The sequence below is a fragment of the Pseudoalteromonas thalassia genome (assembly GCF_049257215.1).
GTDB classification, from domain to species: Bacteria; Pseudomonadota; Gammaproteobacteria; order Enterobacterales; family Alteromonadaceae; genus Pseudoalteromonas; species Pseudoalteromonas lipolytica_C.
This window is the reverse complement of record NZ_JBMMUE010000007.1, coordinates 21,316-36,765: the sequence shown is the minus strand read 5'-3', so window position 1 is coordinate 36,765 and position 15,450 is coordinate 21,316. Positions and strand designations below refer to the sequence as shown.

At 41.8% G+C, this 15,450-nt stretch carries 11 protein-coding genes; 3 read left to right on the top strand and 8 right to left on the bottom strand.

Annotation, left to right across the window (positions count from 1 at the left end; all coding sequences use genetic code 11):
• Positions 1 to 46: 46 nt before the first annotated feature.
• Together AAEU31_RS10055 and AAEU31_RS10050 are read right to left on the bottom strand one after the other, a co-directional pair.
• The gene (locus AAEU31_RS10055; protein ID WP_135923558.1) at positions 47 to 829 is read right to left on the bottom strand and encodes a YggN family protein; all 783 of its coding nucleotides are present in this window, start codon (positions 827 to 829) and stop codon (positions 47 to 49) included.
• 105 nt (positions 830 to 934) lie between these two features.
• Complete coding sequence (locus tag AAEU31_RS10050; RefSeq protein WP_421967142.1) at positions 935 to 3,364, bottom strand: zinc-dependent metalloprotease; 2,430 nt, start codon at positions 3,362 to 3,364, stop codon at positions 935 to 937.
• Between the two features lie 160 nt (positions 3,365 to 3,524).
• On the opposite strand from AAEU31_RS10050, the gene AAEU31_RS10045 reads away from it, so the two are divergent.
• Positions 3,525 to 4,493, top strand: coding sequence for a class 1 fructose-bisphosphatase (locus AAEU31_RS10045; RefSeq protein WP_235381745.1), 969 nt, complete (start codon positions 3,525 to 3,527; stop codon positions 4,491 to 4,493).
• A 121-nt stretch (positions 4,494 to 4,614) separates the two neighbouring features.
• On the opposite strand, the gene lpdA is transcribed toward AAEU31_RS10045, so the two are convergent.
• The 6 genes from lpdA to ampD form a co-directional block, all read right to left on the bottom strand.
• On the bottom strand, positions 4,615 to 6,039 hold the full coding sequence (gene lpdA / locus AAEU31_RS10040) for a dihydrolipoyl dehydrogenase (protein WP_138557162.1): 1,425 nt from the start codon (positions 6,037 to 6,039) through the stop codon (positions 4,615 to 4,617).
• 188 nt (positions 6,040 to 6,227) lie between these two features.
• Positions 6,228 to 8,147: a pyruvate dehydrogenase complex dihydrolipoyllysine-residue acetyltransferase gene (aceF, locus tag AAEU31_RS10035; RefSeq protein WP_421967141.1), complete on the bottom strand. Its 1,920-nt coding sequence runs from the start codon at positions 8,145 to 8,147 to the stop codon at positions 6,228 to 6,230.
• A gap of 9 nt (positions 8,148 to 8,156) precedes the next feature.
• On the bottom strand, positions 8,157 to 10,823 hold the full coding sequence (aceE, locus tag AAEU31_RS10030; protein ID WP_135923553.1) for a pyruvate dehydrogenase (acetyl-transferring), homodimeric type: 2,667 nt from the start codon (positions 10,821 to 10,823) through the stop codon (positions 8,157 to 8,159).
• 84 nt (positions 10,824 to 10,907) lie between these two features.
• On the bottom strand, positions 10,908 to 11,657 hold the full coding sequence (gene pdhR, locus AAEU31_RS10025; protein WP_036965924.1) for a pyruvate dehydrogenase complex transcriptional repressor PdhR: 750 nt from the start codon (positions 11,655 to 11,657) through the stop codon (positions 10,908 to 10,910).
• Positions 11,658 to 12,080: 423 nt separating this feature from the next.
• Positions 12,081 to 12,932 (bottom strand): beta-lactamase regulator AmpE, encoded by an 852-nt coding sequence (gene ampE, locus AAEU31_RS10020; protein ID WP_281546527.1) that lies wholly within the window; start codon positions 12,930 to 12,932, stop codon positions 12,081 to 12,083.
• A 21-nt stretch (positions 12,933 to 12,953) separates the two neighbouring features.
• On the bottom strand, positions 12,954 to 13,496 hold the full coding sequence (ampD, locus tag AAEU31_RS10015) for a 1,6-anhydro-N-acetylmuramyl-L-alanine amidase AmpD (protein ID WP_281546526.1): 543 nt from the start codon (positions 13,494 to 13,496) through the stop codon (positions 12,954 to 12,956).
• Positions 13,497 to 13,685: 189 nt separating this feature from the next.
• Between ampD and nadC the strand changes: the two genes are divergently transcribed.
• Both nadC and AAEU31_RS10005 read left to right on the top strand, forming a co-directional pair.
• The gene (gene nadC / locus AAEU31_RS10010; protein WP_421967140.1) at positions 13,686 to 14,534 is read left to right on the top strand and encodes a carboxylating nicotinate-nucleotide diphosphorylase; all 849 of its coding nucleotides are present in this window, start codon (positions 13,686 to 13,688) and stop codon (positions 14,532 to 14,534) included.
• Positions 14,535 to 15,029: 495 nt separating this feature from the next.
• Positions 15,030 to 15,446: a pilin gene (locus tag AAEU31_RS10005; protein ID WP_421967139.1), complete on the top strand. Its 417-nt coding sequence runs from the start codon at positions 15,030 to 15,032 to the stop codon at positions 15,444 to 15,446.
• The last annotated feature ends 4 nt before the right edge of the window (positions 15,447 to 15,450 follow it).

The window sequence follows — 15,450 nt, the reverse complement described above, 5'->3', positions numbered from 1 at the left end:
ACAAAAAACCGTGTTCAAAACACGGTTTTTTTATCTTTAAAAAAGGCTATGACTTAATTTGCACTAAGTCAAAATCTGCCATTCCAGGCACTATTTTTTGTAATCTTGATTCAGTTACATCTAAAGAGTTTAAACATTCACAGTACTCAGAAGCTTTCATCTCAAGCTGCTCAGCTTTTTTTTGCAGTGATTTATCAATTTCTTTTGAAATGATATCCATTCGCTGTCCCATATCGTTGATACGATCTTCGATATTCCCTTCGCGCGATTTAAACGCATCCCCCAGCGACACTAAAATAGCCCCCAGTGAACCGTGAACTGCGGAGTGAATTTTTTGGCTAATTTCCTTAGTGAAGAAATCATCGATTTTCGACAGCGACTGCGGAGCAATAAAGAAAAAGTCATCGCCACGCTTAAACTTATCCATCAGCGCACGTTCAACATATTGCAGCTGAGTTTTTAGTACTTCAGGCTCTTTATCTGACATACCTTCAACGACCTGTTCAATCGCACTTAAACCGAGATTTACACCATCAGTCGCAAGGTCTACTAACTCTGGGACGGTTTGTCTGATACCACGGCTAAACTGTTCAACAACTTTGCTTTCTTCGGGGCTCAAATCAACCCAGTAACCACGAATAAATAATTGCTTATCGTTATTAATTTGTACCCGTGTCTGACCTTTATCAACAATACGAATAACATCGTCAGTAATAATTAAGCCATGACTAAGCTCAACATCACATTGTTTTTTTTCAAGGGTAGCGTAGCTGGAAAAACTAGAGAATGTAATGGCCGCTGCCAACAACGAGCGAGAAAAGAACGCCATATACACCTCAATAAGACAAAAAAGGAAGGCCGCTAGATTAGCAAATATCCAGTTTTATGCAAGTAAAACGCCTAGCTATGCTAGGCGCCTTAAAACACAGGAAGGTTAAATTGGCGAACCCGGTGGCATTGGCAACACTTTAAAGTTGGCAGGCCATTCACCACTTTCTAAAAAGTGACTGATTTGCTCGCTTAAATATTGCTTGAATGCACTGTTACCAACTGATGCGCTGCCTAGCATTGATTCTTGCTGATAACTCTTTGCTAGTTTAGCTAAGTAGTAACGCAGTTGGGCTTGTACCTCAGGTGCGACTTCGCTGCTTGCGACTAAATCGGCAAACTGTTTCGCTGTTAAAAGCTGCACACGCTGGCTAATTTTACCTGCCATCCCTGAAGCAATTTTTTGCTCAAAAACTTGCTGATAAGTTTGCGCTAATAGCGCATCTAAACCATAAAATGCATCGCTTCTTGCTTGCTGCTGCGCTAAGCGGTTAATGCGTTGGCTATTAAAAAGTAGATTCAAACTATGTGCAGCAGCCACCTCAGGCAGTGCCATAGCATCAAGCGTAAGTCCTGTGCGACCAACAATGCTCTCCCGTGACTTAGATTCACCATACGCTTTTGGTGGAATAAGCGCTAATACCGACTCAGGTAAAACAAGGTTCTCGGCTTTTAGTGTAGCAAGCACTGCATCGGCTGCCGCTTGTTGTGTTTGCTTTGCAACAACCTGCGCCCCTTTAGGCTGTGAGCCATCGCGCACTTCGTATTCGTAATTCACACCAGCAATTAGTTTAACCGCAGCTTCTACTTGATAACGGTGGAATAAATAAAGTGGCACCAGCATTTCTTCTAGTTGCGATAAAGCAGTGCCCGTTTTGATGTTCTCAATGCCAAAGCTCGTCAGCGCTTGTTTACGAACATCAAGTACACGCATTAGCTCATCACTCGGTGAACTACCGTTATCCCATAAATGGCCAGTTGGGTGAGCACCACCTTGAGCACGGGCATCACTGTCTGAGATAAACTCCAGCCCTTTACTTTTATTTTCAGCTAAAATTGCGGCCAATTGCTGTGCTTCATCTTGATTAGTGAAATCACTATAGCCGTATTTAATCACTTGAGTATCCCAAACGCCCATACCAGCAGCATAGCCTCGGCTTACATCTAACTTACCTTGCTCATTAAAGCTCAGTAACGGATGTGGATAATCCATTACAGAGGCTCTGTCTGCCACTGACGCTGCAAAGTTATGCGAAATACCTAAAGTATGCCCTACTTCATGGGCGCTTAATTGACGAATACGATCAAGTGCCATGGCTTGTAAACGCTTAGCCACTTCATTGCCTTCAAAGTATGGAGCAGCTAATGCTTCTGCAATTAGGATGTCTTGACGAACACGCAGTGACCCGAGTGTCACATGACCTTTGATAATTTCGCCTGTTCGCGGGTCAATCACAGAGCTGCCATACGACCAGCCACGTGTTGCACGGTGAACCCATTGGATCACGTTATAGCGCACATCCATAGGGTCTGCATCATCAGGTAATACTTTAACGATAAAAGCATTCTTGTAGCCTGCTGCACTAAATGCATCATTCCACCATTTAGCACCATCAAGTAACGCTGTTTTAACTGGCTCAGGTACGCCCGGATCTAAATAATAAACAATCGGTTCAACGGGTTCGCTGATTGGTAAGCTCGGATATTTTTTCGCTAAACGATGACGTGGGATGTAACGTACATACATAGACTCACCCAGCGCAGCCGCATAATCTTTATGCTCAATGCTCCAAAAACCTGCTTGAGGATGGAATTTACGCGGGGTGTAATTATCATCAGGTAACTCAATTAATGAGTGATGCATATGCACTGTCAGCGCATAGGGGTCGGCACTCACTTGACGAACATACTTACCCGGGTTATTTCCATGAAAAGTAAGTACTGCTTCTAATTCAGTATTTTTTTCAAATGCTTTTGAACGCGCTAAATAAACTGCACTGCGGTTGCTATCTAAGTTAAAACTTCCTTGCCCGGTTGCCGATAAACGGCGGCTCACACCATGAACATCGCTTAATAGGTAAGGTGTATAATCAACTAATACAGCAGTGTCTGACTGAGCAACAACACTAAAACCCGCTAAAATACTTGATGCGAATGCTTCTTTAATACTTTGTTGTTCCGCAAGATTATTAGTGTTAGCGCGGTAATAAGTATTAATGGCTCTTAGCATCACCTTATCACCAAAACGCTCAAACTGTACTAAGTGAGTATCACCTAACTGACCACGATCTAAGCCAATATCGTTTGAGCCAACACCGTAAGGTAGGCTTTGTTGTAATAAAAATTGCTGCTCGAGTTTATCCACCTCAAGGTACAATTTGCCGTTTTCTGTATCGTAATAAAATGAAAAATAGCCAGAAAAATGAGTCATTTTTTCAGTAAAATCATTTATAGACTTAATTGCTGCGTGTGCTTGAGTTATCATAGTAAGTAGCACAGCTAAGAGCAGATATCGTAGTAATGGTATTTTTTGCATAATCTTATCTTTGTTATTCGCGTTTTAAATACTGTATAGGTATTAAGCAGTATAAAGTACCGTTTATAAAAATCAGCTATTTAAGACGAAATTCAGCGCTTGCTAAGACATTCTCTCTCACACTAAAAATGTCTGGCTACAACGTTATCAGGAAAATAGAATGCGTAGACTCCCACCGGTATTGTTAGAAGATGGTTGCCCTCGTGAACTGATCTCATTGATCAGAACGGTACTTGCGGCATGTAAAGAGATTTCATTTCGTGTTGGTCAAGGCGCCCTATCTGGCGTATTAGGCTCAACCCTAGACGAAAACATTCAGGGTGAAACACAGAAAAAACTCGACGTTCTAACTAACCAACTTTTAAAAGATATTTTATTAGAATCGGGCTACGTAAAAGCCATTGCCTCTGAAGAAGAAGACTTCACTGTTGCAGGTAATCCAAATGCCAACTACATTGTTGCATTCGACCCACTTGACGGTTCATCAAATACTGATATTAACTCGCTCGTTGGTACGATTTTCTCAATTATGGCGGCACCTGAAGGCTCTGATCCAGCTGACCCAAGTATCTTTATGCAACCAGGTAAGAACCAAGTTGCGGCAGGTTACGTGTTATATGGCCCATCAACCGTATTGGCTCTTACCACAGGTAAAGGCACGCGCTTTTTCACTTTAGATAAAACTCACGGCACCTTCTTATTAACGCAAGAGTTTGCAAAAATCCCAGAAGAGACCAGCGAATTTGCTATCAATGCTTCAAATCAACGCCATTGGCAACCTGCGATGCAAAATTATATTAACGATTTGCTAGCCGGTGACACAGGCCCGCGCGGCCGTAACTTCAATATGCGCTGGATTGCTGCAATGGTGGGTGATGTTCATCGTGTATTATGCCGTGGTGGTATCTTCACGTACCCAACAGACACGAAAGATCCAAACAAACCAAACAAATTACGTTTATTATACGAAGCAAACCCAATGGCAATGCTAATTGAGCAAGCTGGCGGTATTGCCTCTACAGGTACTGAGCGCATCATGGAGATTCAACCCGATGCCATCCACCAGCGAGTGGCGGTGATCTTAGGCTCTAAAAATGAAGTTGAAACCTGCTTAAGCTACCATAAGTAACCCGAGCTCTTAATAACAAAAACCGTGCTTGTAATAACAAACACGGTTTTTTTGTTGCTCCAATCTAAATACAAAAAACCCAGCCTAAGCTGGGTTTTTTAAAGCTATTCATTAAAAGAACTTACTTCTTTTTAACTGCTTTTTTGTTTGGAAGGTCAGTGATTGAACCTTCGAAGATTTCAGCAGCTAGACCGATTGATTCGTTTAGCGTTGGGTGAGCGTGAATAGTTAACGCTAGGTCTTCACCGTCTGCGCCCATTTCAACTGCTAGGCCGATTTCACCTAACATTTCACCTGCGTTGATACCAACCATAGCACCACCGATAACGCGACCTGAGTCTTTATCGAAGATTAGCTTAGTTTGACCTTCAGTACGTGCTGAAGCGATTGCACGGCCAGAAGCAGCCCAAGGGAATACCGCAGTTTCGATGTTTAAGCCTTGCTCTTTAGCTTCTTTCTCAGTTACACCAACCCATGCGATTTCTGGATCTGTGTATGCGATTGAAGGAATGCACTTAGGATCGAAGAAGTGTTTCTGACCTGAGATAACTTCTGCTGCAACGTGAGCTTCGTGAACCGCTTTGTGCGCAAGCATTGGCTGACCAACGATATCACCGATAGCGAAGATGTGATCAACGTTTGTTTTAAGCTGCTTATCAACATTGATGAAACCACGCTCATCAACGTTAACGCCTGCTTTATCAGCGTCAAGTAATTTACCGTTAGGTGTACGACCTACAGCTACAAGTACTTTGTCGTAACGTACTGCGTCAGCTGGTGCGTTTTTACCTTCGAATGAAACGTATAGACCGTCTTCTTTCGCTTCAACGCCAACTACTTTAGTAGAAAGCATTACGTTGAACTTGTTCTTAACGTATTTTTGGTAGATCTTGATAACGTCTTTATCAGCTGCTGGTACTAATTGATCAGCAAATTCAACAACGTCGATTTCAGAACCTAGCGCACGGTATACAGTACCCATCTCAAGACCGATGATACCACCACCTAAAACAAGTAGTTTCTCAGGAACGTCTTTAAGCTCTAGTGCACCTGTTGAGTCAATTACGCGGTCATCTTCAGGGATGAAAGGTAAATTAACAGGTTGAGAACCTGCAGCGATAATAGCATTATCAAATGTGATCGTTGTTGTACCGTCTTCACCTTCAACAGCCAGTGTGTTGCTACCAGTGAATTTACCGTAGCCGTTAACTACTTTCACTTTACGCATTTTAGCCATGCCGTCTAGGCCGCCAGTTAATTGACCGATTACAGACTCTTTCCAATCACGGATTTTGTCTAGGTCGATTTCAGGCTTGCCAAAAGTAACGCCGTGAGATGACATTTCTGCAGCGTCATCAATCACTTTAGCTACGTGTAAAAGTGCTTTTGAAGGAATACAACCCACATTTAGACATACACCGCCTAATGTGTTGCGAGATTCTACCAATGTTACTTCTAAGCCCAAGTCAGCAGCACGGAAAGCCGCAGAATAACCACCAGGACCACCGCCTAGTACAACAACTTGAGTTTTTAATTCGTTGCTCATGCTATTACCTTAAATGTTTGAACGGGACACTGCCCCTAAGTTTAACTGCCATGTTTCTGCAAGGCAGAAAGGGAGAGCAGATATCTATACCAAGATTGTTCTATGGCAAAGATTGTATCATTGCCAATGGTAAAAATCCCAGCAAAAAACACCTTGCTGGGATTTGATTCTTATAAATTATGAGACGATTACATCACCAATTGACGAATATCGCTCATGTAGCTTGCTAGCGTCACAGTAAAGCGTGCTGCTAGTGCACCGTCAATAACCCTATGGTCGTATGACATTGATAATGGAACCATTAATTTAGGTTCAAACTCTTTGCCGTTCCACTTAGGTTTCATTTCTGACTTAGATACACCCAAGATAGCAACTTCTGGCGCATTCACAATTGGCGTGAACGCTGTACCACCGATACCACCTAGGCTTGAGATTGTGAAACAACCGCCTTGCATATCAGATGAAGTTAGCTTGCCGTCACGTGCTTTAGCTGAAATTTCCATTAATTCACGAGAAAGTTCAATGATGCCTTTTTTATCAACATCTTTGAATACTGGAACAACCAAGCCGTTTGGTGTATCAACCGCAACACCAATGTTGATGTACTTCTTCAAGATTAAGCTTTCGCCGTCTTCAGACAGTGAAGAGTTAAACGTTGGGAATTCAGCAAGTGCTTTCGCCGCCGCTTTCATCACAAACACAAGTGGTGTGATTTTAACACCCAGCTTTTTCTTCTCAGCAAGCGCGTTTTGCTCTTTACGGAATGCTTCAAGGCTTGTGATATCCGCTTCGTCAAACTGTGTAACATGCGGGATTTGCACCCAGTTACGGTGTAAGTTAGCACCTGATAGCTTCTGAATACGAGAAAGTTTCTTCTCTTCGATTTCACCAAACTTAGCAAAATCAACCTTAGGCCAAGGAATAAGACCTAACTCACTGCCACCCGCATTACCTTTACCTGCAGATAGCTGACCAGATTCAACTTTCTTCACAAGGTCTTTTACGTAGTTTTGTACGTCTTCTTTAACAACACGATTCTTACGACCCGTGCCTTTTACGTTTGCTAGGTTAATACCGAACTCACGCGCTAAACGACGAACAACTGGTGATGCATGTGCATACGCTTTGTTATCTGCAAAACCTTCGTTGCTTGCAGGTGCTGATGCAGGCTTTTCAGCTGCTGGTGCTTTTGCAGCAGGAGCGGCTTCAGCTTTTGCAGGAGCAGGTTCAGCTGCAGCGGGTGCACTACCGGCTACTTCAAATACAAAGATAAGTGAGCCAGTTGATACTTTATCTCCAGCTGCTACTTTGATTTCTTTAACTGTACCGGCAAATGGTGCTGGCACTTCCATTGATGCTTTATCGCCTTCAACGTTTAAGATTGATTGATCTTCTTCAACCTTATCGCCAACAGCAACCATCACTTCGGTTACTTCAACTTCATCACCACCGATATCTGGCACGTTTACTTCTTTAGTGCCAGATGTAGCAGGAGCAGCTTCTGCTGAAGCTGATTCTGCTTGAGTTGATTCTGCTTGAGTTGATTCTGCTGCAGGTGCTTCAGAGCCGCTTGATGCTGTTTCAAAAACGAAGATTAAAGAGCCAGTTTTCACTTTATCGCCAGTTGCGATTTTGATCTCTTTAACAGTACCAGCAAATGGCGCAGGTACTTCCATTGATGCTTTATCGCCTTCAACGCTTAATAAAGATTGCTCTTCTTCAACCGTGTCACCTACCGCAACCATGATTTCAGTTACTTCAACTTCATCATCGCCGATATCTGGCACATTAACTTCTTGCGTTGCAGAAGCTGAAGATTGTTTAGTTGGCTCTTCTTTAGCTTCTTCTTTAGCCTCTGCAGGAGCCGCAGCTTGTTCTTCACCTTCGAAGATCATGATAAGTGAACCCGTCGTTACCGTATCACCTTCAGCTACTTTAATTTCTTTAACCGTACCTGCTTGTGCAGCAGGTACTTCCATTGATGCTTTGTCGCCTTCAACCGTTAATAACGACTGATCAACCTCAACCTTATCACCAACGCTAACAAGGATTTCGGTTACTTCAACTTCATCGCCACCGATATCTGGTACTTTAATTTCAATACTCATTGGAACCTCTTATGCGTATAGCGGGTTAACTTTGTTTGTGTCGATGTCGAACTTCTTGATTGCTTCAACAACCACTGACTTCTCAACTTCACCACGTTTAGCAAGCTCAGATAATGTTGCAACTACAACATAGCCCGCATTAACTTCGAAGTGACGACGTAAGTTTTCACGGCTATCAGAACGACCGTAACCATCTGTACCCAACACTTTATAGTTGCTGCTTGGAACAAATGAACGAACTTGTTCTGCGTAGTTCTTCATGTAGTCTGTTGCTGCAACAGTTACTGCATCTGTTAATGCATTTGTGATGTAAGCAGTCTTTTGTTCTGCTTCAGGGTTAAGCATGTTGAAACGCTCAACATCTTGACCATCACGTGTTAACTCGTTGAATGACGTTACAGAGAATACATCTGAACCAATGCCATATTCTTCGCTGAGGATTTGTGCCGCTTTACGCACTTCCATCATGATTGTACCTGAACCTAGTAACTGTACTTTTGCTTTCTCGCCAGCCACAGTTTCAAGTTTGTAGATACCTTTACGAATACCTTCTTCAGCGCCTTCAGGCATTGCTGGTTGATGGTAGTTTTCGTTCATTAGCGTTAGGTAGTAGAACACGTTTTCTTGGTCTTCACCGTACATGCGACGGATACCGTCTTGCATGATTACTGCTACTTCGTATGCGAATGTCGGATCATAAGAAATACAGTTAGGTACTGTGTTAGCAAGAATGTGGCTATGACCATCTTCGTGCTGTAAACCTTCGCCGTTAAGTGTAGTACGACCAGCTGTCGCACCTAGTAAGAAACCACGTGCTTGTTGGTCACCAGCCATCCACGCCATATCACCTACACGTTGGAAACCAAACATTGAGTAGTAGATGTAGAATGGGATCATCGGTAAGTCGTTAGTGCTGTAAGATGTTGCAGCAGCAACCCATGATGACATTGCACCTAACTCGTTGATACCTTCTTGTAGTACCTGACCTGATGTCGCTTCTTTATAGTAAGAAACGATGTCACGGTCTTGCGGCGTATAGTTTTGGCCATGCGGATTGTAAATACCGATTTGACGGAATAAACCTTCCATACCAAACGTACGCGCTTCATCAGCGATAATAGGAACGATGTTTTTACCAATGCCTTTGTCTTTTAGTAACACGTTAAGTGCACGAACAAAGCCCATTGTTGTAGAGATGTCACGTTTTTGCTCTTCAAGTAGCGGCTTGAACGCGTCAACTTCAGGTAATGTTAACTTTTCAGAGAACTTAGCAATACGCTTAGGCGTGTAACCTTGCAACGCTTCACGACGTGCATGAAGATACTTGTACTCTTCAGAACCTTCTTCAAGTGTAAGATATGGAAGGTCTTTAATTTCTTCATCAGAAACCAAGTCTTGAAGACCTAAACGTGAGCGTAAGTGCTCAACGTGTGTCATATCCATTTTCTTAACTTGGTGCGCGATGTTTTTACCTTCAGCTGCATCACCCATGCCGTAACCTTTTACAGTTTTAGCTAGGATTACTGTTGGACGATCTTTGGTTTCTTCCGCTTTTTTGAATGCAGCGTAAAGTTTTGATGGCTCATGACCACCACGCTTAAGTGCGAAAATTTCTTCATCAGTCATATCAGCAACAAGTGCTGCTGTTTCTGGGTAACGACCAAAGAAGTGCTCACGAACGTATGCACCATCTTTCGCTTTATATGTTTGGTAATCACCGTCAATGGTTTCGTTCATTAACTGCAGTAATTTACCTGTTGTATCTTTAGCTAGTAGGATATCCCAACCGCTACCCCATACAACTTTAATCACGTTCCAGCCAGCGCCTTTGAATAGACCTTCAAGCTCTTGAATGATCTTGCCGTTACCCATTACTGGGCCATCTAAACGCTGTAAGTTACAGTTGATTAGGTAACATAGGTTATCTAGCTTCTCACGCGCAGCAAATGAGATTGCACCACGTGATTCTGGCTCATCCATCTCACCGTCGCCTAAGAAAGCGTATACACGTTGGTTTTTAGTGTCTTTTAAGCCACGGCCATCTAGGTATTTTAGGAAACGCGCTTGGTAGATTGATGCAATCGGACCAAGACCCATAGATACTGTAGGGAACTGCCAGAATTCAGGCATTAATTTAGGGTGTGGGTATGAAGGAAGACCTTTACCATCAACTTCTTGACGGAAGTTATCAAGCTGCTCAGCTGTTAAACGACCTTCAACAAATGCACGTGCATAGATACCAGGAGAAATATGGCCTTGGTAATACACTAAGTCACCGCCGTCTACATCGTTTGGTGCTTTGAAGAAGTGGTTAAAACACACTTCATAGAATGCAGCAGAAGACTGGTAAGACGCCATATGGCCGCCTAAGTCTAGATCTTTTTTCGACGCACGTAATACGATCATGATCGCATTCCAACGGATGATTGAACGAATACGACGTTCAATATTTACGTCACCTGGATAAGCAGGCTCTTGATCTACCGGAATGGTATTAACGTAGTTAGTAGTCGTGCCAGTAGGCATATCAACACCGTCTAAACGGGCTTGCTCTAACACTTGCTCAAGTAAATATTGAGCTCGTTCTACACCTTCTTCGCGCACAACAGATTCAAGGGCTTGTAACCACTCTTGTGTTTCTAGCGCGTCTACGTCAATTTTATTGACTTCAGACATATGGAGGTTTCCTTATGTTTAAAATACTAATTATTTTAATAAATCTTAAATTAAGTAGTTAACTAAACTTAGCTAATCACTTGCTTAATGTTGTTTGGTGCGTCTTAAACTACGTTCAATCCGCGAATGCTCTTTGCCAGCCTCAAGTAAGGCTTCTTCGATAAAGGCTAAATGAGCATTACTAGCAAGACGTGCTTGCTCTGGGTTTCCTTCAATAACCGCATCCATCAACAGTCGCCTATGCTCTGCAAGCTGTTGGCTGATCTGTGGTTTTTTTAACAGTACAGTTAAATTCTGTAATACATTTTGCTCTAGTAGAGCCTGCATCCCTCTAACTAGATGTAGTAACACCACGTTATGAGATGCTTCAGCCACACTAAAATGGAATGCATTAATGGCTTTTGCTTTTTGCACAATGTCATCGTTAACAAGCGCGATATTATCAAAGCTTTGTTTTACTTTTTTAAAGTCATTGGTGGTACCACGCATAGCCGCGTAATAAGCCGCGATCCCCTCAAGGGCATGACGAAATTCAAGTAAATCAAATTGTGACTCTGGATGCTTACTGATCAAATCAAAAAGCGGATCAGTGAGCCCCTCTTCAAGTTGATTTTTTACAAAGGTTCCGCCGCCTTGGCGACGTGTCACCAAGCCTTTTGCTTCTAGCTTTTGGATTGCCTCACGCAGTGAAGGTCGCGACACTTCAAATTGTTTCGCAAGCTCACGTTCCGGAGGCAGCTTTTCACCTGGCGCTAACGATCCCTCGAGAATCATATTCTCAAGTTGCTGTAAAATAACATCAGATAATTTTGCTGCTTTAATCTTTAAAGACATTTATTAACGTCCGCATTGTTATGCATTAACCCTATAAATATCGGGTACTTAACTTTGTGCCTTGACCAAAAAGGTAAATTGGTCATACCAAATTGAGACATACGTTATCAAAAACCCGTATTTCTGTCAATTTCAGTGCGATTTAAGACTAATAACACCCTAACGCAATTCGCTTAAAGATTAAACAGTATGGATTAAAGTGACTTTTTCTGAAGGAAAAAACAATAAAAATTAAATGGTCAGACCAGATTGGTAAGCACTAGGTATTACATCTAAGCATTTAGTCATCAGATAGTAGATGTTAGTCTATTTGAATGACTTGGAAGCAAGTACAGGTAGGATGCACTTCAGTGCTGAAAAATCAGAACTCAATAGAAGTGCACTAACAGAGCAATTTATGAATAAAGTCATTCCTACAATCTACTACGCCAAACCACCAAATAAAGTAAGTGCTGCAATAATCACTAAAAAGAACAATACATTTCTTTTTACAAGTTTCATCATGCAGGTGGCTTCGTAAGTACAGCCAAAATGTTGTTGCTCTATTTGCTCAGCAGCAAGTGCGGTTTGCGTAACGACTTTTCGGTTACTAACTGAAAAGTCGAGCACATACTTCAACCAACAACTGGTGCCTTTATTAAAGTTACCAATCACTAAATAACCAAAGCTAGCAACACGTGCTGGTAACCAATCGAGCCAAAACAGTAAGCTATGAATCAGTTTAAAACGTTTAGCATAGACAACACTGTGATCGTCCCTTACCTTGTCTGCAAGGGTTCGAACTAGTGCATAAAGCACCGCGCCTGGTACACCTAAAACCACAAACCAAAAAATCACTGCACAATAAAAACGAAAATTTAGCCATGCTAGCGTTTGCCCAAATGTCTCACCATGGGGCTGATCTTCTGTTTTCTTTTGCCCCATCTGTAATGCAAATAAAGAAGCAGCTTCTTGATCGTTACGTGTTAATGCATTTAAGTATGACTTATATAAAGCACGCTGCTTAGCACAGCCAAAGCAAACCAACAGTACAGCAACATTCACAGCTAACTGCCAAATTATAAAATCTGAGAATTGATAAACTAGTCCAACGGCAACCACTGGTAACATTAACCAAATCAAAAAGCCTATTGGGGAATTGAATAAGCCTTTTTCTGAAAGGTGTTTTTGCGAGTGCTTAAGATAGGAGTTGGCATAAAAACCGATTTGCCAATAATCAGCCCGCGCCCCTAAACGCTCAATCACCAAAGCAACAATTATTGAAATTAAGATCATGCTTTTACCTATATCCTTTAACTAAAACACTAAATCAAAATAGTATTGCCAATCGAAACTTCTACCTGGATCCGTTTTTCGGCCCGGTGCAATGTCACAATGACCAACGATACGCGAACGATTTATATCTGGGTACTTTTCGATTAATGCCGATGTCACCAAGTGTAATGCATTATATTGTGCTTGGGTATACGCTTGCGTGTCGGTGCCTTCAAGCTCAATACCAATACTAAAGTCATTACAGCGTTCTCTGCCTTCAAATGTTGATACGCCTGCATGCCAAGCTCGTTTGGTAAAAGGAACATACTGAATTATCTCTCCTGTACGACGAATAAAGCAATGGGCGGAAACCCGCAAACCGTCTAAATCAGCAAAGCTCTCATGCGCAGAACAATCAATACATCCCATAAATAAATCATCAACATAAGGTGTTGCAAACTGCCCTGCCGGCAAAGAAATATTATGAATGACCAATAATGAGACTTCATTATCAGGGCGTTCATCATAATGTGCACATGGACGTTGTAACACATTGTTTAATTGACCAAGTTCATTTATATGCATTTTAAAAACTAACAATGACAGTAAAGTTAAATAGTGTAAATGGTTAAAAACTTAGGGTCTAGTTAGATTCATTTTCGCTAAGGAGGATGCGATTAAGCTTCCTCTACTGGCGGTCGATCTTTAACTTCTAATAAGGGGTTAAACATAGTAAAATTTCGCCAATTTATTCATAAACAATGAGCTTTCTACATGTCAGTCCCTCACTCTTTAATTAGCCAATTGGTTAAACTTGCCCTTGATGAAGATTTGAATTACCAAAGCGCCGGTGACGGTGATATCACCGCACAGCTGATACCTAAAAACGAGCAAGCGAATGCCAAGGTAATAACTCGTGAAGACTGTGTATTTTGTGGAAAAGAGATTATTTTAGAAGTATTTAACCAAGTCGATCCAACAGTGAAAGTTGATGTACTGGTAAATGATGGCGATAAAGTCGCAGCGAATGCCACTTTGTTTACAGCATCTGGTTCAGCTCGCGCTATTTTAACTGCAGAGCGCACGGCCCTTAACTTTGTACAAACACTTTCTGGCACAGCAACAACAACTGCTCGTTATGTAAAAGAGCTAGAAGGTACAACCACACAGCTACTCGATACACGCAAAACAATTCCTGGCTTACGGGCGTTACAAAAATACGCAGTTAAATGTGGTGGTGGCGCGAATCACCGCATCGGGCTATTTGATGCATTTCTTATTAAAGAAAACCACATCGCTGCATGTGGCGGTATTGATAAAGCAGTAGCACAAGCAAAAAGCAATCACCCTACAAAGCCAGTTGAAGTAGAAGTTGAATCACTTAATGAACTTGAGCAAGCAATCACTGCGGGTGCTGATATCATTATGCTCGACAACTTCACCGTTGAGCAAATTCAGCAAGCAGTCACAATAACAGATAAGCGCGCAAAACTTGAAGTGTCTGGCAATATGACACTCGAAACTCTTAAAACTTACTCGCAAGCAGGTATAGATTTTATCTCGAGCGGTGCACTTACAAAAAATTTACAATCAATCGATCTATCCATGCGATTTAACGGCTAACTTCCCCTTTATACGTATTTAGTGACTTACCTAATTTATTGACAAGAAAATAAAAAAAGCATTAAATACGCAAAAAGCTTAGGTGAGTAACAAAAAACATACATTTGTTTGATACAGCTCAACCTTTTGTATTAACCTACTCATAACTAAAAGTTAAACTATAAACATTTCAATGATTTACAGCAGGCGTATAGACCCTACTAATGGGTTCCCCCTATTTTAGAGGCTTGACCTGTCTCAAAGTAAGGCCGGAAAGTTCAGAAAAATTGCTTGTCTTACAGTAAAATAGCTTTCAAATGCATTGAATAATGCTAAAGTAATTTTACATGCTTTGAACATGGGATGTTTGTTGAAAACTTTGTTATCAATCACGCTATATTTGAAGACATTTAAATTAAAACTGTAAGATTTAACCTGTAAATTGAGCCTTGGTTTTACAACGCTGAAGTTATAGCTAAACTTACTAAATCATCATATCCTTTAGGAGAGGAACAAATGACACAACAAAAGCAAAAGGGTTTCACCCTAATTGAATTAATGATTGTAATTGCAATCATCGGTATTCTTGCAGCTATCGCACTACCGCAATACCAAACTTACACTAAAAAAGCACGCTTCTCTGAAGTAGTTTTAGCAGCATCTTCAGCTAAAGGCCTTGTAGACGTGTGCTTCCAAACTCGTGGTGCTGGCGACTTAGATAATTGTGATACTGCAGCAGAAATTGGTTTAAACACAGCAGGCGCAGCTGCAGGCGATCATGTAGCAAGTGTTGCAGTTGCAGCTGATGGTATTGTGACAGCTACTGGGGCTGCAACTGTAGACAGCGCTACTTATATTCTTACCCCAACCGCTACTAATGGCACGTTAACATGGGATCAAACGGGTACATGTATCGCAGCAGGTATCTGCTAATTGT